Source organism: Massilibacteroides vaginae, from assembly GCF_900178525.1.
GTDB lineage: Bacteria > Bacteroidota > Bacteroidia > Bacteroidales > Tannerellaceae > Massilibacteroides > Massilibacteroides vaginae.
On sequence record NZ_FXDJ01000008.1, the window covers coordinates 568,714 to 593,723 of the forward strand.

23 protein-coding genes and 1 tRNA gene are annotated in these 25,010 nt (G+C 40.0%); 16 read left to right on the plus strand and 8 right to left on the minus strand.

All coding sequences use genetic code 11. The features are described 5' to 3' along the window. Window positions 1-67 precede the first annotated feature (67 nt). The 4 genes from tilS to aspS form a co-directional block, all read right to left on the minus strand. On the minus strand, window positions 68-1,390 hold the full coding sequence (gene tilS, locus B9Y81_RS07700) for a tRNA lysidine(34) synthetase TilS (RefSeq protein ID WP_085536399.1): 1,323 nt from the start codon (window positions 1,388-1,390) through the stop codon (window positions 68-70). 58 nt (window positions 1,391-1,448) lie between these two features. After that, window positions 1,449-2,216 carry a zinc ribbon domain-containing protein gene (locus B9Y81_RS07705; protein ID WP_085536576.1) on the minus strand — a complete coding sequence of 256 codons (768 nt, stop codon included), beginning with the start codon at window positions 2,214-2,216 and terminating at the stop codon, window positions 1,449-1,451. Between the two features lies 1 nt (window position 2,217). Beyond that, window positions 2,218-3,315, minus strand: a complete 1,098-nt coding sequence (locus B9Y81_RS07710) for a Nif3-like dinuclear metal center hexameric protein (RefSeq protein WP_085536400.1) — start codon at window positions 3,313-3,315, stop codon at window positions 2,218-2,220. 113 nt (window positions 3,316-3,428) lie between these two features. Next, complete coding sequence (gene aspS, locus B9Y81_RS07715; RefSeq protein ID WP_085536401.1) at window positions 3,429-5,186, minus strand: aspartate--tRNA ligase; 1,758 nt, start codon at window positions 5,184-5,186, stop codon at window positions 3,429-3,431. A gap of 321 nt (window positions 5,187-5,507) precedes the next feature. Between aspS and B9Y81_RS07720 the strand changes: the two genes are divergently transcribed. Together B9Y81_RS07720 and B9Y81_RS07725 are read left to right on the plus strand one after the other, a co-directional pair. Then, entirely contained in the window at window positions 5,508-6,107 is a 600-nt protein-coding gene (locus B9Y81_RS07720; protein ID WP_085536402.1) for an HU family DNA-binding protein, read from the plus strand. A 207-nt stretch (window positions 6,108-6,314) separates the two neighbouring features. After that, the gene (locus B9Y81_RS07725; protein WP_085536403.1) at window positions 6,315-6,722 is read left to right on the plus strand and encodes a YkvA family protein; all 408 of its coding nucleotides are present in this window, start codon (window positions 6,315-6,317) and stop codon (window positions 6,720-6,722) included. Between the two features lie 77 nt (window positions 6,723-6,799). On the opposite strand, the gene B9Y81_RS07730 is transcribed toward B9Y81_RS07725, so the two are convergent. Then, a tRNA-Trp gene (locus tag B9Y81_RS07730) sits at window positions 6,800-6,872 on the minus strand. 163 nt (window positions 6,873-7,035) lie between these two features. Here B9Y81_RS07730 and B9Y81_RS07735 point away from each other — a divergent pair. The 4 genes from B9Y81_RS07735 (at window position 7,036) to B9Y81_RS07750 (ending at window position 10,782) form a co-directional block, all read left to right on the plus strand. Next, complete coding sequence (locus B9Y81_RS07735) at window positions 7,036-8,625, plus strand: sulfatase family protein (protein WP_085536404.1); 1,590 nt, start codon at window positions 7,036-7,038, stop codon at window positions 8,623-8,625. A 212-nt stretch (window positions 8,626-8,837) separates the two neighbouring features. Further along, complete coding sequence (locus tag B9Y81_RS07740; RefSeq protein ID WP_085536405.1) at window positions 8,838-9,344, plus strand: LVIVD repeat-containing protein; 507 nt, start codon at window positions 8,838-8,840, stop codon at window positions 9,342-9,344. Next, a complete protein-coding gene (locus B9Y81_RS07745; RefSeq protein ID WP_085536406.1) occupies window positions 9,341-10,129 on the plus strand; it encodes an LVIVD repeat-containing protein in 789 nt (262 codons plus the stop codon). The genes B9Y81_RS07740 and B9Y81_RS07745 overlap by 4 nt, the downstream gene beginning before the upstream one ends. Before the next feature lie 2 nt (window positions 10,130-10,131). Continuing rightward, complete coding sequence (locus B9Y81_RS07750; RefSeq protein WP_139822904.1) at window positions 10,132-10,782, plus strand: hypothetical protein; 651 nt, start codon at window positions 10,132-10,134, stop codon at window positions 10,780-10,782. 2 nt (window positions 10,783-10,784) lie between these two features. Here the strand turns inward: B9Y81_RS07750 and B9Y81_RS07755 are convergent, their stop codons facing one another. Next, window positions 10,785-11,369, minus strand: a complete 585-nt coding sequence (locus B9Y81_RS07755; RefSeq protein ID WP_085536408.1) for a uracil-DNA glycosylase family protein — start codon at window positions 11,367-11,369, stop codon at window positions 10,785-10,787. A 117-nt stretch (window positions 11,370-11,486) separates the two neighbouring features. Between B9Y81_RS07755 and B9Y81_RS07760 the strand changes: the two genes are divergently transcribed. The 3 genes from B9Y81_RS07760 to B9Y81_RS07770 all read left to right on the plus strand — a co-directional run bounded on the left by B9Y81_RS07760 (window position 11,487) and on the right by B9Y81_RS07770 (window position 13,992). Continuing rightward, a complete protein-coding gene (locus B9Y81_RS07760; protein WP_085536409.1) occupies window positions 11,487-12,119 on the plus strand; it encodes a hypothetical protein in 633 nt (210 codons plus the stop codon). Between the two features lie 40 nt (window positions 12,120-12,159). Beyond that, entirely contained in the window at window positions 12,160-12,945 is a 786-nt protein-coding gene (locus B9Y81_RS07765) for a tyrosine-protein phosphatase (RefSeq protein ID WP_085536410.1), read from the plus strand. Between the two features lie 108 nt (window positions 12,946-13,053). Then, complete coding sequence (locus tag B9Y81_RS07770; protein WP_085536411.1) at window positions 13,054-13,992, plus strand: tRNA modification radical SAM protein MnmL/YtqA; 939 nt, start codon at window positions 13,054-13,056, stop codon at window positions 13,990-13,992. Here the strand turns inward: B9Y81_RS07770 and B9Y81_RS07775 are convergent. After that, entirely contained in the window at window positions 13,973-14,458 is a 486-nt protein-coding gene (locus B9Y81_RS07775) for a DUF4251 domain-containing protein (protein ID WP_085536412.1), read from the minus strand. The genes B9Y81_RS07770 and B9Y81_RS07775 overlap by 20 nt on opposite strands. Before the next feature lie 114 nt (window positions 14,459-14,572). On the opposite strand from B9Y81_RS07775, the gene B9Y81_RS07780 reads away from it, so the two are divergent. The 6 genes from B9Y81_RS07780 to B9Y81_RS07805 all read left to right on the plus strand — a co-directional run bounded on the left by B9Y81_RS07780 (window position 14,573) and on the right by B9Y81_RS07805 (window position 23,191). Further along, the gene (locus B9Y81_RS07780) at window positions 14,573-15,595 is read left to right on the plus strand and encodes a C40 family peptidase (protein ID WP_085536413.1); all 1,023 of its coding nucleotides are present in this window, start codon (window positions 14,573-14,575) and stop codon (window positions 15,593-15,595) included. A gap of 6 nt (window positions 15,596-15,601) precedes the next feature. Then, complete coding sequence (locus tag B9Y81_RS07785) at window positions 15,602-16,747, plus strand: dipeptide epimerase (protein ID WP_085536414.1); 1,146 nt, start codon at window positions 15,602-15,604, stop codon at window positions 16,745-16,747. Between the two features lie 115 nt (window positions 16,748-16,862). Then, window positions 16,863-19,550 carry a calcium-translocating P-type ATPase, PMCA-type gene (locus B9Y81_RS07790; RefSeq protein ID WP_085536415.1) on the plus strand — a complete coding sequence of 896 codons (2,688 nt, stop codon included), beginning with the start codon at window positions 16,863-16,865 and terminating at the stop codon, window positions 19,548-19,550. A gap of 143 nt (window positions 19,551-19,693) precedes the next feature. Then, window positions 19,694-21,925 (plus strand): formate C-acetyltransferase, encoded by a 2,232-nt coding sequence (gene pflB / locus B9Y81_RS07795; RefSeq protein ID WP_085536416.1) that lies wholly within the window; start codon window positions 19,694-19,696, stop codon window positions 21,923-21,925. A 46-nt stretch (window positions 21,926-21,971) separates the two neighbouring features. Next, window positions 21,972-22,694 carry a pyruvate formate-lyase-activating protein gene (gene pflA, locus B9Y81_RS07800; protein ID WP_085536417.1) on the plus strand — a complete coding sequence of 241 codons (723 nt, stop codon included), beginning with the start codon at window positions 21,972-21,974 and terminating at the stop codon, window positions 22,692-22,694. 230 nt (window positions 22,695-22,924) lie between these two features. Next, on the plus strand, window positions 22,925-23,191 hold the full coding sequence (locus tag B9Y81_RS07805) for a GNAT family N-acetyltransferase (RefSeq protein WP_085536418.1): 267 nt from the start codon (window positions 22,925-22,927) through the stop codon (window positions 23,189-23,191). On the opposite strand, the gene B9Y81_RS07810 is transcribed toward B9Y81_RS07805, so the two are convergent. After that, window positions 23,188-23,754 carry an RNA polymerase sigma-70 factor gene (locus B9Y81_RS07810; RefSeq protein ID WP_085536577.1) on the minus strand — a complete coding sequence of 189 codons (567 nt, stop codon included), beginning with the start codon at window positions 23,752-23,754 and terminating at the stop codon, window positions 23,188-23,190. The genes B9Y81_RS07805 and B9Y81_RS07810 overlap by 4 nt on opposite strands. Before the next feature lie 227 nt (window positions 23,755-23,981). On the opposite strand from B9Y81_RS07810, the gene B9Y81_RS07815 reads away from it, so the two are divergent. After that, window positions 23,982-25,010, plus strand: coding sequence for a FecR family protein (locus tag B9Y81_RS07815; protein WP_085536419.1), 1,029 nt, complete (start codon window positions 23,982-23,984; stop codon window positions 25,008-25,010).

The following is a 25,010-nucleotide window of genomic DNA, read 5'->3' on the forward strand; positions in this document are numbered from 1 at the left end:
TATTTGCAACATATTAGCGGAGAAATCTGCGCAAATGTAAAGAATCTTTTTTATATAACCTCCTGATTTACTCAAAAAAATGAATCACAAGTACTTGTTCCGAGTTTTTATCTACACAAAACCGATTATCAATCCGTTCTCCGATAATCCAAACAATATTATCTCCACTACAAAGGAGCCAGATATTCTCTTTTTCAAACAAGCTTAATTTTCTGTCTGTAAAGTAATCACTTAGTTTTTTTCGCCCTTTCATCCCGAATGGCACAAACCAATCTCCTTCTCTCCATCGTCTCAGTGAAAGCGGAAACGCCAATTTATCCGGATCAAGTGTAGCGATATGTTTGTCTTTGCTAATGCTGAATCCTTCCTGAAAAGGTTCGTATTTCAGTGTTAGTTGTATAGGATCTGTTATTCTCGTATCGTTTTCATACAATAACTGATCACCACCTGCGGCTACCGATTCCGTCAAAGGTTTGATCAGCAATCGATCGCGATCTTTCAGTAATTGGAATTCATCAGAAAAGAAACGTTTTCCGGACTCACCCTGTAAAACAGAAAAAATATCATTTACCACTGACCTGTTAAAACCATAAGGCTTCAGCAATTCGTACAAGACCGTTTTTGGCGCGGGAGTATTTAATAATGGCGCTATTAATAAGGTATCCTTACCGGTTTGCACCTTTTTTTTGATCTCGTCAAGAGCATAAGCATAGATCGCTTCTGTTTCACTCAGGTTATCAGCAGTTCGTATAATTGCCTGAGACACCGACGGATTGAGCTTCTCTAACAAAGGAATAACACGTATACGCAAGAAATTCCGGGTGTATTCATCAGCAAGATTGGTACTGTCGGTTACATAAGCAACCTCCCGCCTGTTCAGCCAAGCCAGTATATCGGCTCTTTTAACAGTCAATAAGGGGCGAACTACCAATCCGTTTCGGGGAGACATTCCGGTAAGTCCCTTAATTCCCGTGCCACGAATTAAATTAAGCAATACCGTTTCCACATTATCTTGTTCGTGATGAGCCACTGCGATAGCTTGCGCAGAAAGCTCCACACGCAATTGCTCAAACCATTGATAACGCAGCTCTCTTGCTGCCATTTCGATAGAAATCCGATTATCAGCAGCATATTCATTTGTCTGAAAATCGACTTTATAAAAAGGCACACTCAAATTCTCAGTAAAACGACGAACAAACATTTCATCGCGGTTGGATTCCTCTCCGCGCAAATGAAAATTACAATGTGCTGCCATACAAGTATAACCAAGCTCACAAAGCACACTCAAAAGTGCCACAGAATCAGCCCCCCCACTTAAGCCAACGACAACCGGTTTATCCATCGTCAGCAGCTTGTGTTTTTCAATATACTTTCGTACTTCGTTTTTCATTTATAAAAAAATAGGGACACAAATGCATCCCTAATCTTTCGTATCGTATAGTTTGAATTTATACTTCGTCAACACCTGCCAGTTCCGGGTCTATCATAATACGCCCGCAATACTCACAAACGAGAATTTTCTTACGTAGTTTAATATCCATCTGCTTCTGGGGTGGAATTTTATTAAAACAACCACCACAAGAATCACGTTGAATATAAACAACAGCCAAACCATTGCGCGCACCTTTACGAATACGTTTAAAGGCAGTCAACAAACGAGGTTCGATAGCTGCTTCCAGTTTTTTAGCTTTCTCTCTTAGTCTTTCTTCTTCCTGTCTGGTTTCAGAAATAATCTCATCGAGTTCGCTTTTTTTCTGGTCCAGGTCACCTTTACGACCTGATAATGTTTCAGCAATCTTAGCTATTTCGTCGCGCTTCAATTCTATCGTGTCTTTGAATTCACGGATTTTCTTTTCAGAAAACTCAATTTCCAATCCCTGGAATTCAATTTCCTTAGACAAATTGTCAAACTCGCGGTTGTTACGAACATTATCCAACTGTCCTTTGTATTTTTCAATCAATCCGGTAGATTCCGTGATTTTGTTTTTCTGTTCAATAACAGAAGCGTCAAATTCTTTTATCTCCAACTGATAGTTATGAAGACGCGTTTCCAGCCCTGCGATCTCGTCCTCCAGGTCTTGTACTTCTAAAGGAAGTTCACCACGAAGCGTCTTAATTTTATCCACTTCAGTCATCATTGTCTGAAGCTGGTATAGCGTAGAAAGCTTTTCTTCAACTGTATATTCTTTTTCAGCTGACTTTTTATCTGTAGCCATTCTATAAATATTTAACCGGGTTTGAATTAACATTCGAAAAATGTAGGGCAAAGGTAGGCATTTTTTTCGAAATCAAATTATAAAAGATATCTTTTGTATGAAGTTCGGATTCGTAATGCCCTATCACAGCCAATAAAATACGGTTTTCCACATCATAAAAATCATTGTATTTCGCCTCTCCCGTAATAAACACATCTGCACCGTAAGCAATCGCGTCGTTAATCAAAAACGCTCCGCTACCTCCGCAAAGAGCCACTTCACGAACCGGTTTATTTCTTAATGCTGAATGTTTTACACAACCTACATTAAATAAGTCTTTCAGTCGTGACAGGAATGAAAACTCATCTTCCTCTTCGGGCAGTTCACCCACAATACCCGAGCCGGTTTCATTCCATGAATTAGCCAGAGGATAAAAATCAAAAGCCGGTTCTTCATAAGGATGCACCGAAAGTAAAGCGCGGGTAACCGCCGCCTTTTTAAAAGCAGGAAGTATCGTTTCAATTCTGATTTCAGTTTCATAATGCATCTCTCCTACCTCTCCGCAAAACGGTTTGCAGCCTTCATTCGCCCTGAAAGTACCTTCACCTTTCAAATTATAGCTGCACGAGTCATAATTCCCGATACTACCGCCACCGGAATGAAACAACGCATTGCGCACCACATCGGCATAAGCCTCCGGAACAAAAGTAACCAACTTCAACAAAGCGTTTTTTTGGGGATTCAACACTCGAACATTCTTTAAGCCAAGCATATCCGCCAGGTAAAAATTCACTCCGCCATTCGCGTTATCCAGATTGGTATGCGCAGCATAGATCACCATATCATTTTGACAAGCTTTAATCACACAACGTTCTATATAACTACCGCCTGTCAGCCTCTTTAAGGGTTTAAATATCAACGGGTGATGGGCTATAATCAGATTACACCCCAAAGCAATCGCTTCCTCTACCACCTCTTCGGTAACGTCCAGACAAAGCAAAGCTCCGGTGGCAAGTTGATTCACATCTCCAACTTGCACTCCGGCATTATCATAACTCTCCTGTAACGGAAGCGGCGCAAACGTTTCTATTTCCCGCAATATATCCTTAATCTTGTACATATCGTTTATCTCTTTATCACAAATATAAAGATTTTAAAAGAAAGCATTAATATAAGGTAAAAAAAATAGAGACGCATAACAACGCGCCTCTATTTTTTATATGATACAAACCATTATTCTTTTACTTCAACCCGGATACTTAACTCTTCCAATTGTTTGAGGTCGATGTTCGATGGCGCGTCAATCATTACGTCGCGACCTGAGTTGTTTTTGGGGAACGCAATACAGTCACGGATGGAATCCAATCCGGTAAACAGCGACACCCAACGGTCCAGACCATAAGCCAAACCTCCGTGCGGTGGTGCTCCGTATTTAAACGCGTTCATCAGGAAGCCGAACTGTGCTTGCGCCTGCTCGGGTGTGAAGCCTAACAGTTCAAACATTTTATGCTGCAATTCGCTGTTATGAATACGGATTGATCCGCCTCCTACTTCTACCCCATTAATAACCATATCATAAGCATTTGCACGAACGGCTCCCGGATCAGTGCTAAGCAAAGGTATATCTTCCGCCTTCGGAGAGGTAAACGGATGATGCATTGCATAGAAACGGTTATCTTCTTCACTCCACTCAAACAGAGGGAAATCTACAACCCAAAGACAGGCAAATTTATTTTTATCGCGTAAGCCTAATTGTGACGCTACTTCCAAACGAAGTTCGCACAATTGCTTTCTTGTTTTCATTATTTGGTCGCCGGAAAGGATCAAAATCAGGTCACCGGGCTTCGCATCGAAAGCCGCCTTCATATCTTGCAATACTTCCTGCGTATAAAATTTATCGACACTCGACTTAACGGTTCCGTCTGCTTCAACACGGGCATACACCATTCCTTTGGCTCCCACCTGCGGACGCTTCACAAAATCCGTCAACGCATCCAGTTGTTTACGCGTGTAGCTTGCAGCGCCTTCAACACAGATACCTCCAACATAAGCGGCATCATCAAACACAGAGAAACCATGACCTTTCAACACGTCCATCAATTCCACAAACTCCATTCCGAAACGCAAGTCCGGTTTGTCACTTCCATAATACTTCATCGCATCATGCCAGGTCATTCGTTTGAAAGGAATTTCAATATCTATGCCGCGGATAGCCTTGAACAAATGTTTAGTCATTCCTTCAAAGGTAGTCAACACGTCTTCCTGATCAACAAAACTCATTTCGCAATCGATCTGTGTAAACTCAGGCTGACGATCCGCGCGAAGGTCTTCGTCACGAAAACATTTTACAATCTGAAAATAGCGGTCAAAACCGGATACCATCAACAACTGCTTGAACGTTTGCGGAGATTGGGGCAAGGCATAAAACTGTCCCGGATTCATACGTGAGGGCACAAGAAAATCTCTTGCTCCTTCAGGCGTAGAACTAATCAACACAGGAGTTTCCACTTCAAGAAAATTCAAGGAATCAAGATACCTTCTCACCTCAAGGGTCATTTTGTGGCGCAATTCCAGATTCTGACGCACGGGATTACGACGAAGATCGAGATAACGGTATTTCATCCTCAGATCATCCCCTCCGTCTGTATCATCTTCAATGGTGAACGGTGGCGTTGCCGACGCGTTCAGCACATCAAGAGAAGAAGCGATTATTTCAATTTCACCGGTCGGGATATGTGCGTTTTTACTTGATCTTTCGGCAACTTTCCCTGAGATACGCACAACAAACTCGCGCCCCAGTTTACTTGCCTCTTCACACAATACCGCATTAACCTCCTGATTAAAAACAACCTGACTGATACCATAACGGTCGCGGACATCAACGAAAGTCATCCCACCCATCTTACGGGCTTTTTGCACCCATCCGGCCAATACTACTTCCCGGCCAACATCTTGCAGGCGCAACTCGCCGCACGTTCTCGTTCTGTACATAATGATTATATCTGATTTTGTATTATTATACGCTATAATAAAAAATGTGCATGCAAAGGTATAAGAAAAGCAGGAAAGAAGTATTCTTAAAAGAAACAAATTAAAACCTATATAAAAATAAAACGATACTAATGAACGAATAAAAACATAGGTTGTTTTTCTTTTTCTATAAATATAGAACAGTTTTTCTACAGTTGTGGAAAAACTGTTCTATATTTGTGGTAAAGTTTTTCTATATATATAGAAAAAGGAAAACATAGGATATATATTCAAATACATAGGATTAAAAAATAAAAACATCGTATACTAAATCAAATTAAAATGGCAATAGTTAAGTATTCAATTCACGAAACACCAAATCCTCAACAAGACGGTAAAAAGAAATATCACGTACGCCCGGTCAGTGATCAGGCCGTTAAAACAGAACAATTAATTCTTACCATCAGCGAGATGTCATCATTCAGCAGCGCGGATGTTAAAGGAATGCTGGCGGCATTCTCTCAAGTACTGAAAACGTTTCTCGCTCAAGGCAACACGGTTGAACTCGAAGGTATCGGATTGTTCAACATTTCAATCTCTTGCCCGAAAGATATCGAAGATCCAACCAAAATCAACGCAAGCAAGCTTCGATTTAAGAAAGTAAATTTCAAAAGTAGCATCAACCTGAACAATGAACTGAAAGCGTTAAAGTTTGAACGTTCGGAAAACGATAAAAACAGAAAAACGTCTGAAGAAGCTGATCGTTTGAAAAAAATACTTGATTATGTGGAAAAAAACAATTGTATTCAAAGTTCGGACAGCATGAATTTGAACAATTGTACCCGGTATATCGCTCTGAAAGACTTGAATTCGCTGGTGAAGGCCGGAAAACTCATTCGGCACGGAATCAAAGCATCAAGTATCTATTTACCTATTAAATAAAAAAAAAGTTTAAGAGCCTGTTTAAATTTTCCGAAAAATAATATTATGTTGTTTTTTCGTCCTGTTTTGAGTTTCTTTTCGGTCTATTCACTTGTTTTATTTCGTCACATAGCCCGCTATGCTCCTCTTCAAAACAAGAAAATATCCTCGAAAACAATTCTCAAAACAACAACGAGCAAAATTTAAACAGGCTCTTAGCCATGTCAAATGGATAATTATTCGGAAGAAAAAGCAAAAGACGAGTTGGAAAGAAGGCAGAAAAGCTTTTCAAAAGAAGACGTCAATAAAGTTATAGAAAAAGAAAAAGAGCTTGAATCCAAATTCAGGAAGCAAAAAAAGCTACACCAGTTTTGGGATGATTTCAAGGTTTTATTTTCTATGATCAGCGATTACTATCACGGCAGATACAGAGAAGTGCCGTGGTATGTTATCACTGCGGCCGGCGCTGCTTTGCTTTATATACTGTCTCCAATGGATCTGATTATTGATTTTATCCCCATTGGTGGTTATATAGACGACGCTGCCGTTTTTCTTTTTTGTCTGAATCAAATAAAAGGCGAAATAGAAAAATACAAATTATGGAAGGGATGGGAGTCGTCCGTAACAGGTAAATAACAAACGAAATTTGGTTTGATTACGCCTATACAACGGGTGGAAAATATTTTTTCTTGGATAAAAAAAGGGGGAGGAAGCACGGAAGGAGAGGCTCGAACTCCCGACACCTGGTTTTGGAGACCAGTGCTCTACCAACTGAGCTACTTCCGTAATGCGGGTGCAAAGGTAGTCGGATTTTTGAAAGTCACACTATAAACACCGCATAAATACGAATAAAACCCCTCTTTTTTCTTTATCCGGAGAGTACATTTGTTTTTCTGGAGTTCCATTAGTAATTTAACGCACTAACTTTTATCTAAAAAAACCAATATCAATGAATAATATTCTCAAAACCGGAGCATTCATCACACCTGTTGTTTTATTATCCGCTTGCGGTGGTGGCCAGCAAAAAGCAGCGGTAAAACCGCTAAACATTATACATATAATGACGGACGACCATTCGTTTCAGACGATAAGTGCTTACGGACATCCTATTTCACGCCTGGCACCTACGCCAAACATAGATCGTCTTGCGTCGGAGGGCGTTTTATTCAGAAAAGCGTTTGTAGAAAACTCACTTTCCACACCAAGCAGGGCTTGTTTGATGACCGGACTATACAGTCACCAAAATGGTCAAAGACAGCTTGGTAAAGGAATTGATACAACAAAAGTGTTTTTCTCCGAACTACTGCATGACGCCGGTTATCAAACGGGAGTGGTTGGCAAATGGCACATGCAATGCGAGCCGAAAGGGTTTGATTACTACCATGTTCTATGGGATCAGGGAGATTATTACAATCCGGCATTCAAAAGCCCGGAGAGTAACGGAAAGTATATCAAAGAAGAAGGGTATGCTACAACACTGACAACTGATCATGCCATACGTTTTCTGGAAAACAGGGAGCAGGAGAAACCTTTTTGTTTGTTAGTTCATCACAAGGCACCGCATAGAAACTGGATGCCGGAACCTAAATACCTCGATTTATATGAAGACGTAGAGTTTCCCTTCCCGGAAACATTTTACGATGATTATTCTACGCGTTGTGAGGCTGCACATAATCAGGAAATGCGTATTGACGACGACATGACCCTTATTTACGACCTGAAGGTTAGCGAACTAAAAAATGTGGAAGCGTATAAAAACGAACCGAATAGCAAGGGTTTGTTTGCCTCATTAGACCGCATGACCGAAGAGCAGCGCAAAGCCTGGATGGCAGCATACGGTCCGTCAAATGAAAAGTTTATCAAACAAAATCTGAAAGGTGACGACTTACTGAAATGGAAATACCAACGTTACCTGAGGGATTACCTGAGATGCATAAAATCCATCGACGATGAAGTGGGACGCTTGATTGCGTATCTTGAGAAAGAGGGGCTGATGGATAATACCATTATTGTATACACTTCTGATCAGGGTTTTTATATGGGTGAACACGGCTGGTTCGACAAACGCTTCATGTATGAAGAGTCTTTCCGCACCCCACTGATTATTCGTCATCCGAATACAAGTACGGATATGAAAGGAACCGAATGTGATTTATTGGTGCAAAATATCGACTACGCCCCGACCTATTTAGCCACGGCGAATATTGAGGCTCCAAAAGAAATGTCAGGCGCGTCTTTACTGCCTATTTTAAACGGAAATAAACCGGCAAACTGGCGCAAGTACTTATACTATCATTATTACGACTTTCCGGCGGTACATCAAGTTCAAAGGCACGATGGCGTAAGAGACGACCGATACAAACTAATTCATTTTTATGGAGAAAAAGGGGAAGTAAACTGCAACGAACTATACGACCTGCAAAACGACCCGAACGAATTACAAAACCTGTACGGAAACACAAACCACACAGAAACCCAAAACCGACTACAAAAACAATTAGACAGTTTCCGAACAACGTTAAAAGTAGATGAGTTTTAAAAGCCGGTTTAAATTTTCCAAAGAATAATAAAAACGCTGTCTGAATTCCAGGCAGCGTTTTTATTATTTCATGCATCTTCCTTATTATGAGGATTTAATTAACCTTTAATTCCACATAATGTGAAACGAACATGCAATACATTCGTTTATACCAAAACGAATGATTAGGTGAGTTTCATACGACCTTAATGTAAAACATAAACTATAATCCTATGAAAAGAAAAATGAAATCACTACTTCCATGTCTCTTTCTGATAGGGACGCTTTTACTCAGCACTTCTTCCGTCGGACCTGATTTTCACGAAGGCAGTTACACGGCTGTTTTTATGGAACGTTCCGAACTGGAAAGGTCTGTTTTTTTCGAACAGAAAAGCCGGGATTTAATTAATCCGGGGAAAATTTATTGTAAAGACAACTACATCTTTATTAATGAAAAATACAAGGGAATTCATGTTATCGACAACAGTACACCTGCAAATCCTAAACAAGTCGGTTTTATTATTGCTCCGGGATGTATAGATATCGCGGTTAAAGGAAACACCCTCTATTTAGACAATGCAGTTGATCTGGTAGCATTTAATCTGGAAACAAGAGAAGTGACCGAACGTATCAGAGACGTTTTTCCGGAACCCGGTTCTCCTGAAAACTTCTATTATTACGGAAATCGCCCTGCTAATACGATTTTAGTGGGATGGAAAAAAACAACAAACAGATTATGAAAAAAAATACATTTATACTATTGACAGCTTCTCTTGCAGCGGCATCCTTATTTTATGGTTGTTCTGAAAACTCAGACGTCGGGTTTAACTCACCGGATGGTTCCGGCAAAGGCGGTTCAATGGCACGTTTCACAATCAGTGGAGACGTTTTATATACTGTAGACACCCACACTTTAAAACTTTTCGACCTTTCGGATGCGCAACATCCCAAATATTTAAGCGGAAAAGATCAGCATCTGGACTTTGGAGTAGAAACCATTTCAACGAGAGACACTTTGCTTCTGATTGGCTCGCAAGACGGACTTTATATTTATAATATCCAACGTCCCACATTTCCCATTTCCATGTCTAAAACACAACATTTCAGAAGCTGCGACCCGGTGGTTGCCAGTGGCAATTATGCCTATGTTACATTGAATACAGACGGTTCATGGTGTGGAAGCGACATGAATGTTCTGGATATTTATGATATTACAGATCCGATTAAACCGGTATTGGAAAAGACAATCCCAATGAACCATCCGAAAGGACTGGGTATAGATGGAAATAAGCTATTTGTTTGCGACAAAACTGCAGGTATAAAAGTATTTGACATCAGTGATCCCATCACACCCGAATGGATAGACGACCTTAGTTACATCACAGAAATGAAGAACGTAGAGACGTATGATGTAATCCCTTTAGATGGTTTATTGCTTGTCAGCGCTACAGGCGGCTTCTATCAGTTGGATTACACAGGTGAGCAATTGAAGTATGTAAGTAAAATTGAGGTAAAGGGAGAATGAGTATGAATAAATTATTGATAATAACAGTTTCCCTGTTTTTAGCCGGAATCGGAATTAAAATGCATGCAACAGAGCCGCAATTCCCCCGGTATATCCTGTCCACAAAGCCTCTGCTTTTATTTGATGGTGAGTATAAACTAAGTATTGAAAGGGCACTGAACAACCCTCAACACTGGGTAGGAATAGGCTTATCAGCCTTTTATTTGCCGGAAAGAGACAATAAAACCTGGGATACAAGAAACACCATAAATCATGATAATCTTCGATCTTTAAAGGGTTTTGGTGCAGACCTCACTTATAAATATTATGTTGTACGCAACATCATATATGTGGGAGCTGATCTTTTTTACGGACATTATAAAACCGGACGCAAAAGCTACTCTTTCACAGAATATAAAGAAGACGGACTCGTCTTTTACAACTATAATTACGGTATTGTGAATGATAAATTCAACAAATTAGCCGGCAACCTCTATTTCGGTGTTGGAACGCCAATAGCAAATAGAATCTTTGTTGAAACCTATATTGGGGTAGGTAGGTCGGGCAATCTTAGTTCCAATAATAATTCTTTGTTCGATTCTATTTTTGGATTTGGTTATAATGGTTTTTATCCGGTTATGGGTGCACGAATCGGTGTAACATTCGGCAGATAAAATCAGAGCAATCCTAATTCGCGAAACATCGCGGAATAACTTTCGGCTTTCTCTTCAATGGGTCTCGGGTAGGCTCTTGAAGAGGAAGGCATCCGAAATAATTTCATGTCATTTCCGCCAAATTCAAAGTTGGTAAAGCCTCCGACGGATGGTTCTTCCGCAGGTATAACAGATAATAAGGTGTCCATCGCTTTTTGCCCTGTTATAACAATGGCCCGACAGGCAGGTATCTGAGAAAGGATGTTTGCAGGATCAAACGGAGTTACTACTTCCAGAAATTTATCTGACGCATTGTCTTTCAGTCGAATTATCTCTACGGCAGTATCTCCCAACGCAATCCCTTTATCGATACAGAACTTTCGAACACGCGATTCATCAAACGCTTTTTTGCCTTCTACCTGAAAGTAATTCTTGTTTTGAAAGAACAAATAACCCATGATCCGCCACATATCGTTCTGGATATTCGGATAATAAAAATTCATGCTCCATCGTGCCCGAGGCGGAGGAAAACTTCCTAACATCAACAATTTTGCTTGTTCGGGCAAAAAGAAACCTAATGGATGCTGTTCTGTTGCTTTTGTATTCATTAATATCGTTTTAAACCAAGATAGTCGCTAAGAATTCGAAATTAGGGCAAAGATATTGAAAAAATACTGCTAATTTTGTGCGAAACAATTGCATAATCAACTAACTTATAATATAACATGGGACTATTTTCCAGACTTTTCAATAAAAAATCCGAAGATTCGGGACAAATTTCAGCTCACCATACGGAAGAGTTTATGACATTGATCCGGGTTTATTATCAATCCGTAATCGCTACTCAATTAGGGATAACAAACCTGAACATGCTGCCCGATATGGCTTTATTTAAACGTATGTTGAAAATTCCTACACAAGGTGGAAAACTGGGAGTAGCCGAAAAGTCACGTGCCCGCAAAGTTTTAATGCAGGATTATCAGTTGAACGAGGAGTTTTTCAAAGAAATAGACCGTTCTATCAAAAGAAACTGTAAAACACCAAACGACATCAATAGTTATTTCTATAAATTTCAGGGATTCAACAGCGAGTTGTTTACGACAATGGAAAGTTTGATGAATATACGTTTTCGTTTGTCAATGCTCTTTAATGGTTTGCTTAAGAAGATGACCGCTAAAACAATTCATAAAATATTAAATCAGTCGGAATGGAAAGATATTTCTATCCAAAAAGCAGCTTGGAGTGTACGTAAATATCAAGAAGCCTTGGGATATTCCGAACAATGGATTGTTGATTTCGTATATCAGGTATTCCTCTTAGCGAAAAAAGACAACAAGCGTAAAGCAGCCAAGGGTTAATTTGTTATTACATATTCAGCCCTTTATTGTATAGCGAATTATGAAACACTTATGTCGTATTATTCTATTATTTATAGCTATGACTTATTCTTCTTGTTCTAACAGAAACCGTTTAGAACCCACTCGGGCATTGCCTATTGAAGGGGCTTATAATGTGCGGGATCTGGGAGGATATCCGGCAGCGGATAATAAGAAAGTTAAATGGAGAAAAGTTATCCGGTCGGGGGATTTGCATCTCCTGACAGATAGCGATCTGGACTATTTTAATGCTATTCCGCTAAAAACATATATCGACTTCCGTGATCCGCAGGAAATCGCTTCTGCTCCCGACAGAACTCCGACTTCACTCGTAAATCAGGTTTCTCTGCCGATTGAGACCGGGGATATCATAAGTATGCAAAACATCACACCGGAATTAGCGGAAACCGCGCTTGTGGATGGTAATAAATACCTCGCAAGGGAAAACCAGAAAGCTTATAAGGAATTTTTCCGCCTGCTGATGGACGATAATAACACGCCGCTTCTTTTCCATTGCTCGGCCGGAAAAGACAGGGCCGGATTTGGAGCAGCTTTATTTCTTGCCTCTCTGGGAGTAGATCGAAAGCTGATTATCGATGATTATATGCTGACCAATGAATGTCTAAAAGATAAGTATACAGATATAATAGCTCAAATGCCTTTTCTCAAACCGCTTTTTGAGGTTCGTAAAGAATATATTTCGGCTGCATTCGAAGTCATTGACAACGAATACGGCGGAGTGGATAATTACTTGACAAATCAATTGAATGTTGACCTCAAACGTATGCGGGAACTATATACTGAATAGTTTGGGGAGATAATGCTATAGGCTGATAAATGCTCATGCATTGTTTTTTTAACTTTCATTCCTGTCTTATTTATTCAACAACCTGTATTTCTTTTTTATCTTTGCGCTGTGGCAGAAGATAGTAAACGATACAATGATTTCGGGGATTTCCTGAAAAATATATTTCCTTATAAAGTTCAGAAGATTTCTGTTAACGCGGGCTTTACCTGTCCTAACCGGGATGGAACAAAAGGGCGCGGAGGATGTACTTATTGCAATAATCAGACCTTCAGTCCGGATTATTGTCATACAGAAAAAGGGGTTGGCGAACAGTTGGATGAAGGGGTTGGTTTCTTTTCCCGGAAATATGCCGACATGAAATACTTAGCCTATTTTCAGGCATACACTAATACGTATGAACGGTTTGATAAATTAATCCCCAAATACGAAGAGGCACTATCCTACCCTAACGTAGCCGGATTAATCATTGGTACCCGTCCGGATTGTATGCCGGAAGACTTACTCTGTTATTTTGCTGAGCTGGCCAAACGGAAATTCCTGATGATTGAATATGGATTAGAAAGCACATTAGACCGGACGTTGGAATTAATAAACCGGGGGCACACGCATGCTGAATCGGAAGAAGCGATTCGTAGGACAGCAGCCAAGGGTATTTATACCGGAGCCCACATGATACTCGGTCTGCCGGGTGAAAGCAGAGAAGAAATACTGCATCATGCGGATGTATTATCCGCGTTGCCCTTAACAACACTCAAACTGCATCAACTACAGTTGATTCGTCATACTAAGATGGCGTATGATTTTTCAAAAAGACCGGGCGATTTCCACCTATATGAAGTAGACGAATACATTGATCTGGTGATCGACTTTATAGAAAGATTAAACCCCTCTATTATTGTAGAGAGGTTTGTATCGCAGTCCCCCAAAGAATTATTGATAGCGCCGGACTGGGGGTTGAAGAATTATGAATTCACAGCGAAGGTACATAAACGTTTAGCTGAGCGAGAAACCTGGCAGGGACGTTTATTCACTCCTGCTTCAACCTAATCTCTCCATGATAAGTAATGCTTTGTTTATTCGTAGGTTGAACAAAAACCGTCGCGGTTCCGTTTGAATAAATCTGAATCCTGAATTCATATCTATCGTCATCCGAACGGGTTGAAAATACTACGGTTGCTTTATCGTCTTTGTCGAAAGAAACATTATAATCCATTACGGGTTTTTCAAACCGCATACCATTACCACCGCCATAGGGAACAGAATAAGCACGCCCATAATAAGGAAGATGAGAATAAATAGAATCTCCCTTAATATCAATGCTATAAAGAGAAGTCAGATTGACAGAACGCCCGCCCATGGGGTAAGCGCGATCAATGTCTACGCGATAAGTACCACTCTCTATCAAGTCTTTTACTTGTTGCTTCTTTTCTTCTTGCTTATCCTGAGCAAAAAGGGACTGTCCCCCAAGAAAGGAGACAATCCCTAACATAATCAAAAACCTACTAATCTTCATAACCTTAAAAACTAAACACTCTATATATATAAGACAAAAAAGACACAAAAGGTTTAATTTGAAACCTTAAATAAATAAAATTTGTATTTTTACATTTTAAAATAGATTATCATTATGACTAGAACCTTTTCTTTATTTTTATTTAGTCTCCTTTTACCGGTATTGTTTTCCTGTACGGAAAGCGGTAAAACGAATCGTACCGAATGTGCACAAGAAACCGTGTCGGGGAAAAACGTAGGAGATAAAACGTTTGGTGTTGTTAATGTATCGGTAGCAGATACACGTACCAAAAACAGTTATTCGAGCGGAATGGCCACTCAACTATTGCTGGGCTCTCCTGTAAAAACCCTTGAACACGATGGTTGGTGGCAAATTGAAAGCAGTGAAGGGTATGTTTCATGGATTCCATCCAACACTTTTGTGCCTATGACCAAAGAGGAGTTCAACACTTGGACTTCGGCTCCCAAAATTATCTTTACCGATTTCTATGGATTCTGTTATGAAACAGCAGATAAAAAACAACAAACCGTATCTGATCTGGTGTATGGCAATATGCTCAGGTTAGACGAAGAGGTGGGCAATTTTTACCGGGTTATTTATCCCGACGGACGAAAAGGATACGTTTTAAAAGATCAGGCTAAAACAATTGAGGACTGGTTGGCCGGTCATGATTTAAGTGAAGCTACTTTGCTTGAATCAGCATTTCGCATGAAAGGAATACCTTATACATGGGGAGGAACATCTGTAAAAGGATTAGACTGCAGCGGATTTACAAAGTCTGTTTTATTTGAATTCGGAGTAATTTTACAACGCGATGCTTCTCAACAAGCAAAAACCGGCACTCCGGTTGATATTACTAACGGATACGATAATCTTTGTCCGGGAGATCTACTCTTTTTCGGCAAAGCTGCCACACCTGACAAACCGGAAAGAGTAAGACACGTCGCGTTTTACATCGGCAACAAGGAATTTATTCACGCTTCCGGCTTTATCAAAATCAACAGCTTAGATCCGGACAAACCGAATTACGATGAACTAAACACAAAAGAGCTACTAAGTGCTTCACGTATTTTCGGATCAGTTGGTTCGGAAGGTATTCAACGTATTTCAGACAACCCCCTTTACAAAATTCAATAAAACAATATGAAAAACTCCAGACGGGCATTCTTAAAAAAAGCAACATTTGCCACAATCGGAACAAGTATTGCAGGTTCATTGCCGGCAACTTTATTAATTCAGCCTAAATCTATTTCTGAAAACAAAGGAAGCAGCAAGATGAAATTAAGTTTCAAGCCTTACGACTTGCAACTAAGACATGTATTCACTATTGCCAATTCTTCAAGAACAACCACACCTGTTGTACTAGCCGAAATAACTTACGAAGGTGTTACAGGCTATGGCGAAGCTTCTCTTCCACCCTATCTGGGGGAAAGTCAGGCTTCTGTAATCGAATTCCTAAAAAAAATAGACCTCAATCAGTTTTCAAGTCCATTCCTGCTTGACGATATCCTGACTTATGTTGATAAAATAGCTGAAAACAACACAGCGGCCAAGGCTGCTGTTGATATCGCCCTGCATGATCTTGTCGGCAAATTAGTTGGACAACCTTGGCATAAACTATGGGGATTAGATAAATTGAACACGCCCTCAACAACATTCACAATAGGCATCGACACAGAAGAAGTCGTTAAGCAAAAAACACGTGAAGCAGCAGGGTTATATAATATTTTGAAAGTTAAGCTTGGGCGTGACAATGATAAAGAGATCATTAACGCTATACGCTCGGTAACCGACAAACCTATTGCTATTGATGCAAACCAGGGATGGAAAGACAAACATCAGGCGTTAGATATGATCTACTGGCTAAAAGAAAAAGGGATTGTTATGATAGAGCAACCAATGCCAAAGTATAATTTAGATGATACCGCCTGGGTAACCGAACAAAGTCCACTCCCCATCTTTGCAGATGAATCTTTCCAGAGACTACACGATGTAATGCGACTGAAAGGGGCTTTTACGGGTGTAAATATCAAACTGATGAAATGTACAGGCATGAGAGAGGCACACAAAATATTGACCGTTGCCCGCGCGTGTAACATGAAAGTTATGATCGGATGTATGACGGAAACTTCTTGTGCTATTTCTGCCGCCTCTCAACTTTCTCCTGCTGTAGACTGGGCCGATCTGGATGGCAATCTATTAATCGCTAACGACCTGTTTAGCGGGGCCAAGGTTGTGGATGGGGTAATAACACTTAATGATTTGCCGGGTATCGGATTAGACAAGTAAACCGCCCCCGGTTTAATCAGATGTTTATATGCTAATAGCTTAAATAAAAGAACTAAACGTGTATAAATAGCAGGAACTTTGTATTTTTGCATTCATATTAACACATCACAAAAGTATGGATAGCAAAAAATCGTTTCAAGGATTAAACGACGAACAAGTTGAAGAAAGCAGGCGTTTACATGGAGAGAACATTTTAACACCCCCTAAAAAAACTTCCTTATGGAGCCTGTTTCTGGAAAAATTTGACGACCCGATTATACGAATACTGCTTGTTGCCTGGTTTCTGTCTATGATCATCGCCGGAGTACACTGTTGGGGACCTGAGGCAAAAGGATTTACCGCTTTTCTTGAACCAATCGGTATCTTTTTTGCCATTATTCTGGCAAGTGGCGTTGGCTTCTTCTTTGAAGTAAAAGCGAACAAAGCATTTGACGTACTCAACACCGTAAATGACGATATACAGGTTAAAGTGATCCGAAACGGAAACATCTGCCAGGTTACACGTAAAGATGTAGTAGTAGGAGATATTATTCTGCTTGAAACCGGTGAGGAAATTCCGGCAGACGGTCATCTGATTGAAGCGATCTCTTTGCAAATTAACGAATCAACGCTGACCGGTGAACCTATAATTGCTAAAACAACCAACGAAGCCGACTTTGATGAAGAAGCGACTTACCCGTCGAATATGGTTATGCGAGGCACAACAGTGGTAGACGGACACGGCGTGATGGAAGTAGAATTAGTTGGCGATGCGACCAGTTATGGAAAAGTGTACGAAGGTTCGCAGATCGATAATAATGTAGAAACACCACTTCAGATTCAGTTAAAAGGATTAGCCGGAATTATCAGTAAAGCAGGATATACAATAGCCGGAGCGACTTTTATCGCGTTGGTTGCTAAAATGTTCTTAACGCAACCGAACCTTCCTCTAATGGATATGATCAGTCATGTATTGAATATATTCATGATTGCGGTTACTTTGATCGTTGTTTCCGTGCCGGAAGGGTTGCCTATGAGTGTAACATTGAGTTTGGCACTTAGTATGAATCGGATGTTGAAAACGAATAATCTTGTTCGTAAGATGCATGCTTGTGAAACAATGGGAGCAACTACGGTTATTTGCACAGATAAGACGGGAACACTTACGCAAAACCAGATGCAAGTGTATAAAACAAACTTCTACAACCTGCCTGATCAACTACTAAAAGACGATGAACTAAGTAACTTGATTAAGGAAGGTATTTCTGTAAACTCTACCGCTTATCTGGACTATTCGGAAGACAAAGTTAAAACGTTAGGAAACCCTACTGAAGCAGCCTTATTGTTGTGGTTGAATAGCCAAAATCAAAACTACCTTAATTTTCGCGAAAGCGCTCCTATTGTCGAGCAGTTGACATTCTCAACCGAACGTAAATATATGGCCACGGTAGTGACCTCTCCTTTATTAGGTAAGAAAGTTCTTTATGTTAAAGGAGCTCCGGAAATTGTTCTGGCAAACTGTAAACGCGTAGCTACCGAAGGTAATTACAAAACTGTAGCTGAAGTTAAATCCGGAATTGAACAACAATTGCTCGATTATCAGAATCAGGCGATGCGTACATTAGGATTTGCTTATCAGATTATTGATGATAATCACACAGGCAGTTTCTTTACTGAAGGAAGATTGGTTCAGGATACTGATTTGACTTATCTGGGTATCGTTGCAATCTCAGACCCTGTCCGTTCAGATGTTCCTGATGCGGTTAAAAGTTGTTTGAACGCAGGCATTTCTGTTAAAATAGTAACGGGTGATACTCCGGGAACTGCAAAAGAAATCGGCCGCCAGATTGGTATTTGGGAACCGGAAAAAGACACAGAAAGAAACATCATTACCGGTCCCGGATTTGAAGCCTTAAGCGACGAAGAAGCATTAGATCGTGTACTCGATCTGAAGATAATGTGTCGGGCCCGCCCAACGGATAAGCAGAGACTTGTTCAATTATTACAGAAAAAAGACGCTGTTGTGGCTGTTACCGGAGACGGAACCAACGATGCTCCGGCATTGAAAGCCGCTCAGGTAGGTCTTTCTATGGGCGATGGAACTTCTGTTGCCAAAGAAGCCAGTGATATCACAATCATAGACAACTCCTTCAGCAGCATCACTCGCGCTGTTATGTGGGGGCGTTCGTTATACAGGAACATTCAAAAATTCCTGTTGTTCCAATTAACAATCAATGTGGTGGCATGTATTATTGTTTTGGTCGGATCAATTTTGGGAACAGAATCTCCGCTTACCGTAACTCAAATGTTATGGGTAAACCTGATTATGGATACATTTGCCGCTGCTGCTCTTGCGTCATTACCTCCTCAGGAGCACGTGATGAAAAACAAACCGCGTAAAAGCGGTGCAAATGGTGATTTTATTATCACTAAAGAAATGGCTTACAATATATTCGGTGTAGGTATACTTTTCGTTGTGTTCCTCGTTTGTGTTTTATTGTATTTCTATCAGGACGGTACACTATCACCCTATGAATTATCCATGTTCTTTACCATTTTTGTTATGCTGCAATTCTGGAATATGTTTAATGCCAAAGCATACAGTGATAAAAAATCAGCATTCAGTGACTTTAACGACAGTAAGGTATTTCTATTTGTTTCACTCTTAATCATTGTTGGACAGTACCTTATTGTAACTTTCGGTGGACAAATGTTTAGTGTTGTTCCGCTAACGTGGGAAGACTGGGGAATAATCATTGCAGGCACTTCAATTGTGTTATGGCTGGGCGAAATAGTTCGTTTTTTCACACGGATGAAAAAATAACTATGTTTAACAACCATGCTTAACAACATATAAATCATCATATTTAGGTATAATCCCTACATAATTCACATTATGTAGGGATTGTTGTATTTTTTTTAAATACCTACATTTGTGCATCTTTTAAACAAAATTATAGTGAGTATATGGATGCGTACAAAGACTTTCAAGGAACTAAGTGGCAAGAAACAATTGACATCAACGACTTTATTCTAAAGAACTACACAGAATACACAGGAGACGAGAAGTTCCTGGAATCTTCAACCGAGGCTACAAATAAATTATGGGCTGAGCTAAGCCAAATGTTTGTTGAGGAAAAAAAGAAAGGCATCTATGATGCTGAAACTAAAATGCCTTCTCAAATCGATGCTTACGGAGCAGGTTACATAGATCAAAAGCTTGAAAAAATTGTTGGACTTCAAACAGACAAACCGCTTAAAAGAGCAATATTCCCCAATGGCGGCTTGCGTATGGTGCAGCAAAGCCTTGAAGAATATGGCTACCAATTAGACCCGGTAACAACAGAGATTTTTTCTAAATACCGCAAAACGCATAACGAAGGCGTTTTCGCTGCTTACACAGACAGTATCCGCCGTGCCAGAAGTAACGGTTTATTAACCGGGTTACCTGATGCCTATGGACGCGGACGTATTATCGGTGACTATCGCCGGGTGGCGCTTTATGGTGTAGATCGTTTAATAAACGAACGCGTAAAGCGTTTTCAAGAGTGCGACCCAATTGTTATGACCGACGATCTGATCCGTCTGCGTGAAGAACTAAGCTCACAAATTGAGGCACTAAAAGCACTTAAACGCATGGCGGAATCTTACGGTTTTGACATTTCAAATCCGGCAAACAATGCCAAAGAAGCTATTCAGTGGACATACTTCGCTTATCTGGGAGCTATTAAAGATCAGAACGGAGCGGCAATGAGTTTAGGTCGTGTCACTACTTTTCTGGATATCTATATTGAACGTGATCTTAAAAACGGAACACTTACAGAACAAGAAGCTCAGGAATTGATGGATCACTTCGTTATGAAACTTCGCATTGTAAGATTTCTCCGCACAAACGAATACAACGAATTGTTCTCGGGTGATCCGGTTTGGGTAACAGAATCAATCGGGGGTATGACCAACAAAGGACGTTCAATGGTAACGAAGAACAGTTTCCGTATGTTGCATACATTATATAATTTAGGTCCGGCTCCGGAACCAAACCTAACAGTTCTTTGGAGCGACCGCTTGCCTGAAGCCTGGAAGAAATATTGCGCCAAAGTTTCAATCGATACGTCATCTCTTCAGTATGAAAATGATGATTTGATGCGTCCGCAATTAGGAGACGACTACGGCATCGCTTGTTGTGTGTCGCCTATGCGTATCGGTCAGCAAATGCAATTCTTCGGTGCTCGCGCCAACCTACCAAAATCTTTGCTATATACAATCAACGGAGGTAAAGACGAAATAACAAAAAAACAAGTTCTTCCTAAACATTGGGTTGAAAAGGTGTCTGGTGATTACCTTGAATTCGACGAAGTATGGGAAAAATTTGACCGCACACTCGATTGGGTTGCTGAAACCTACGTTAAAGCATTGAATATTATTCACTATATGCATGATAAGTATTCATACGAAGCGCTTGAAATGGCTTTGCATGATGTAGATATCGTTCGTACACAAGCCTTTGGTGTATCCGGTCTTTCAATTATCGCAGACTCGTTCGCTGCAATTAAATACGGGAAAGTTCGTATCGTAAGAGATGAAGACGGAGATGCGGTAGATTATGTAAATGAAAAAGACTACGTTCCTTTCGGAAATAACGACGACAACACAGACCAATTCGCAGTGCAAATTGTAGAATTGTTTATGAATAAGATTCGTAAACGCAAGATGTACAAAAACGCGACTCCTACACAATCGGTATTGACGATCACATCCAATGTGGTTTACGGAAAGAAAACCGGAAACACTCCTGACGGACGTCGTGGTGGTACGCCATTTGCTCCGGGAGCAAACCCGATGCACGGACGAGACACGAAAGGAGCTGTAGCTTCGCTTGCATCCGTATCTAAACTGCCATTCGAACATGCAAACGATGGTATCTCCTACACATTCGCCATTACACCGAATACGTTAGGAAAGAACAGAGACGAAGAAGCACAAAACCTTTGCGGTTTGTTGGACGGTTATTTCCTACAAACAGGTCATCATCTGAATGTGAACATCTTCGATCGACAGTTATTGATCGACGCAATGGAACATCCGGAACAATACCCTCAATTAACAATACGTGTTTCCGGTTATGCCGTTAATTTCGTCAGACTAACACGTGAACAACAATTAGACGTAATAAACAGAACGATAGCAACAGCTATCTAATATCCAATACAATAGAGACGTGCGAAAACACGTCTCTATTTGCATTATGACGGGAAATATTCACTCTTTCGAATCGTTCGGCACCAAAGATGGTCCGGGAATACGCTTTGTCATCTTTATGCAAGGATGCCCGCTTCGTTGTCTGTATTGCCACAATCCGGACACATGGAATGTGAAGAATCGTGCCTATGAAATGACTCCGGAAGAAGTCTTCAAGGAAATCAATAAAGTAAAAAACTTTATCCGCAATGGCGGAATAACCATTTCCGGTGGCGAACCCCTACTCCAACCCGATTTCATTCTCGAACTATTCAAACGCTGCAAAGAAGAAGGTATTCATACTGCAATAGACACTTCAGGTTATCTACTGAATGATAAAATCAAGGATGTATTAGCACTGACCGACCTCGTTTTATTGGATATAAAACACATCAATCCCAACAAATACCAAACCCTGACTGCAAAACCATTAGAACCCACCCTGCAGTTTATCGATTATCTTACCGAAACAGAAAAACCAATGTGGGTACGCTATGTACTTGTTCCCGGCTATTCCAATGACGAAGCCGACCTTCATCAATGGGCAAAATACGTATCCACCCTTCCTACAGTACAACGAGTAGATATTCTTCCTTTCCATCAAATGGGAATACACAAATGGGAACAAATCGGGGCAAAATACCAACTAAAAGAAGTACTTCCCCCCACAAAAGAAGAAATAATTCAAGCCGAAACCATTTTTAAAAGCTACGGATTACCGCTAATCTGAGTCAGAGCACAGTCTCTAAATGCAAAAAATCCATCCATCTTACCTCTATCTACTATTCTTAATACTAAAAAAGAATAGCTATATAGAATAAAACAATATTTTTGTACTATATTTCTCTTTTTCTATATCTGTGGAAAAACTTTTCTATATCTGTGGTAAAGTTTTTCTATATATATAGAAAAAGGAAAATAAAGGATGTTTTCAAACAAATAAAGATTAACCGAGATTTTATGAACTATCAAATTACACATTTACAAGAAGAAAATCGCTTTGAAATTAAGATCGGCGAAGACATGGCGTATGTTGAATACACTTTGCATGATGAGAATCTGGATATTGAACATACATTTGTTCCAAAGCCTTTGGAGGGACAAGGTCTGGCAGCAGCTCTTGTAAAAAAGGCTTATGATTATGCTTTGGTAAATAATCTTAAACCACTCGCCACATGCTCTTATGCTGTTGCCTGGTTAGAGAGACATCCGGAATATAATCGTTAAAGGAGTCCGATAAACGAAGGCAGATACTCTTTCAGATCTCTCCGCAGCAACTTTAGCGCTTGTTGTATGCGGTAATCAATTGTTTTGGGAGACAAGGAAAGTTTCTCTGCGATTTCATTGTAGGTCATATCTCTAAACCGGTTGAGTTCGAACGCTATTCGATAACTTTCCGGCAGACGCTTTAGTGCCTCTTCTATTTTCAAGGTCAATTCTTCCACAATATAAAAGTCGGGAGCGTCATGCATATATCCCATATTTTCATGCACCGTCTTTTGCACCTTTTCTTTAAGCTCATTTCTCGACAAGAAAGTAAGGCATCTATTCTTAACCGATTGAAAGAAATATTGTCGCGGAGAGGTTGCAACCAACAACTGCCCTCTGTTCAACCACATATTCACCATAATATCCTGCACAATATCCTGTCCGTCTTCAATGCTAACAAATTGCTTTGAATAAGCACACAACACAGCGTAATATCGGATAAAGAAGGTGTCAAAAGCCTTCTTATTACCAGCTTTAATGGCGTAAATTAGGTCTATATCTGACTGGTGGTTATCATTCATAACAGGATACATTTAATACAAACATAATTCTTTTCGTTTTAATATGCGAAAGCTGATTGGCTTTCTTTGCGCATAATTGAGCTAATTTTGTGTTGGCTACAAAAATAAACTATCCGGGTTACGTATTTATGTATTTTCTTTTACAAAAAAATGTTACAAAAAAATCATTTTTGTTTAGGAGGTAGGCGTTTTTGTTAGTCTTAAGAATATAGAAACGAACAAACGGAATGAATACAGAACAAAACAACAGAAATAAAATAACAGAATTTGAATTAATCAGTTACTTCAAAGCTGAATTGAGCGAAGATGACAGAGGGTGCGTGGAAGCATGGATTGATGCTTCCGAAGAAAACCGGGCTCTTGCCGAAAACATTTATACCATTATATTTGCGGATGAAACTTTGCACACCATTAATAATATATCAGCACATGACGCGCTTAGGCAAGTAAATAAAAAAATTACCTTGTTTAAATTTCGTCAGGGAGGAAAATGGTTACAGCGCATAGCAGCTATTTTATTTATTCCTTTGTTAATTACAACAATCTATCTTTCAACAAAAGATCTCAACGACGAACCGGAATATATATCACTCCGAACCAATCCGGGAATTGTAGCAGACTTTAAATTACCCGACGGAACAAAAGTTTGGCTAAACGCACTTTCAACACTCACCTACCCTGCCAAGTTCTCAACAAAGAACAGAAAAGTGGAATTGTCCGGCGAAGCCTATTTTGACGTTGAGACAGATAAAAAGCGCCCATTCATAGTCGGTGTCAGCAACAATATTGAAGTTGAAGCAACAGGAACAGAATTCAACATTGACGCCTACGATAATTTCGGTCAAATAACAGCCACACTGGCCGAAGGAAGCATCAAGATGAGATATCCGGATAAAGAAACAGGTATAAAAACACAAATACTAAAACCCGAAGAGAAAATCGTTTTTGACAAAAACAGCGGAAACATAATGCTAACAACAGCATCAACTCTTGTAGAAACAGGCTGGAAAGACGGGTTGATTTATTTAGAAAACACCCCTTTAGAGCATTTATTACACACATTGAGCAAACGCTTTAATGCAAATTTCGTATTAGAGAACAATTCACTTAAAGAAAATTATTTTACCGGAGTTTTCGGAACACAAGACCTAAAATTGATACTACAGCATCTTGAAATATCTTCCGGCATTAAGCATCACGTAAAAATGCCTACAGAAAACGATCCGGAAGCACGAATAACGATAAGACTATATTAA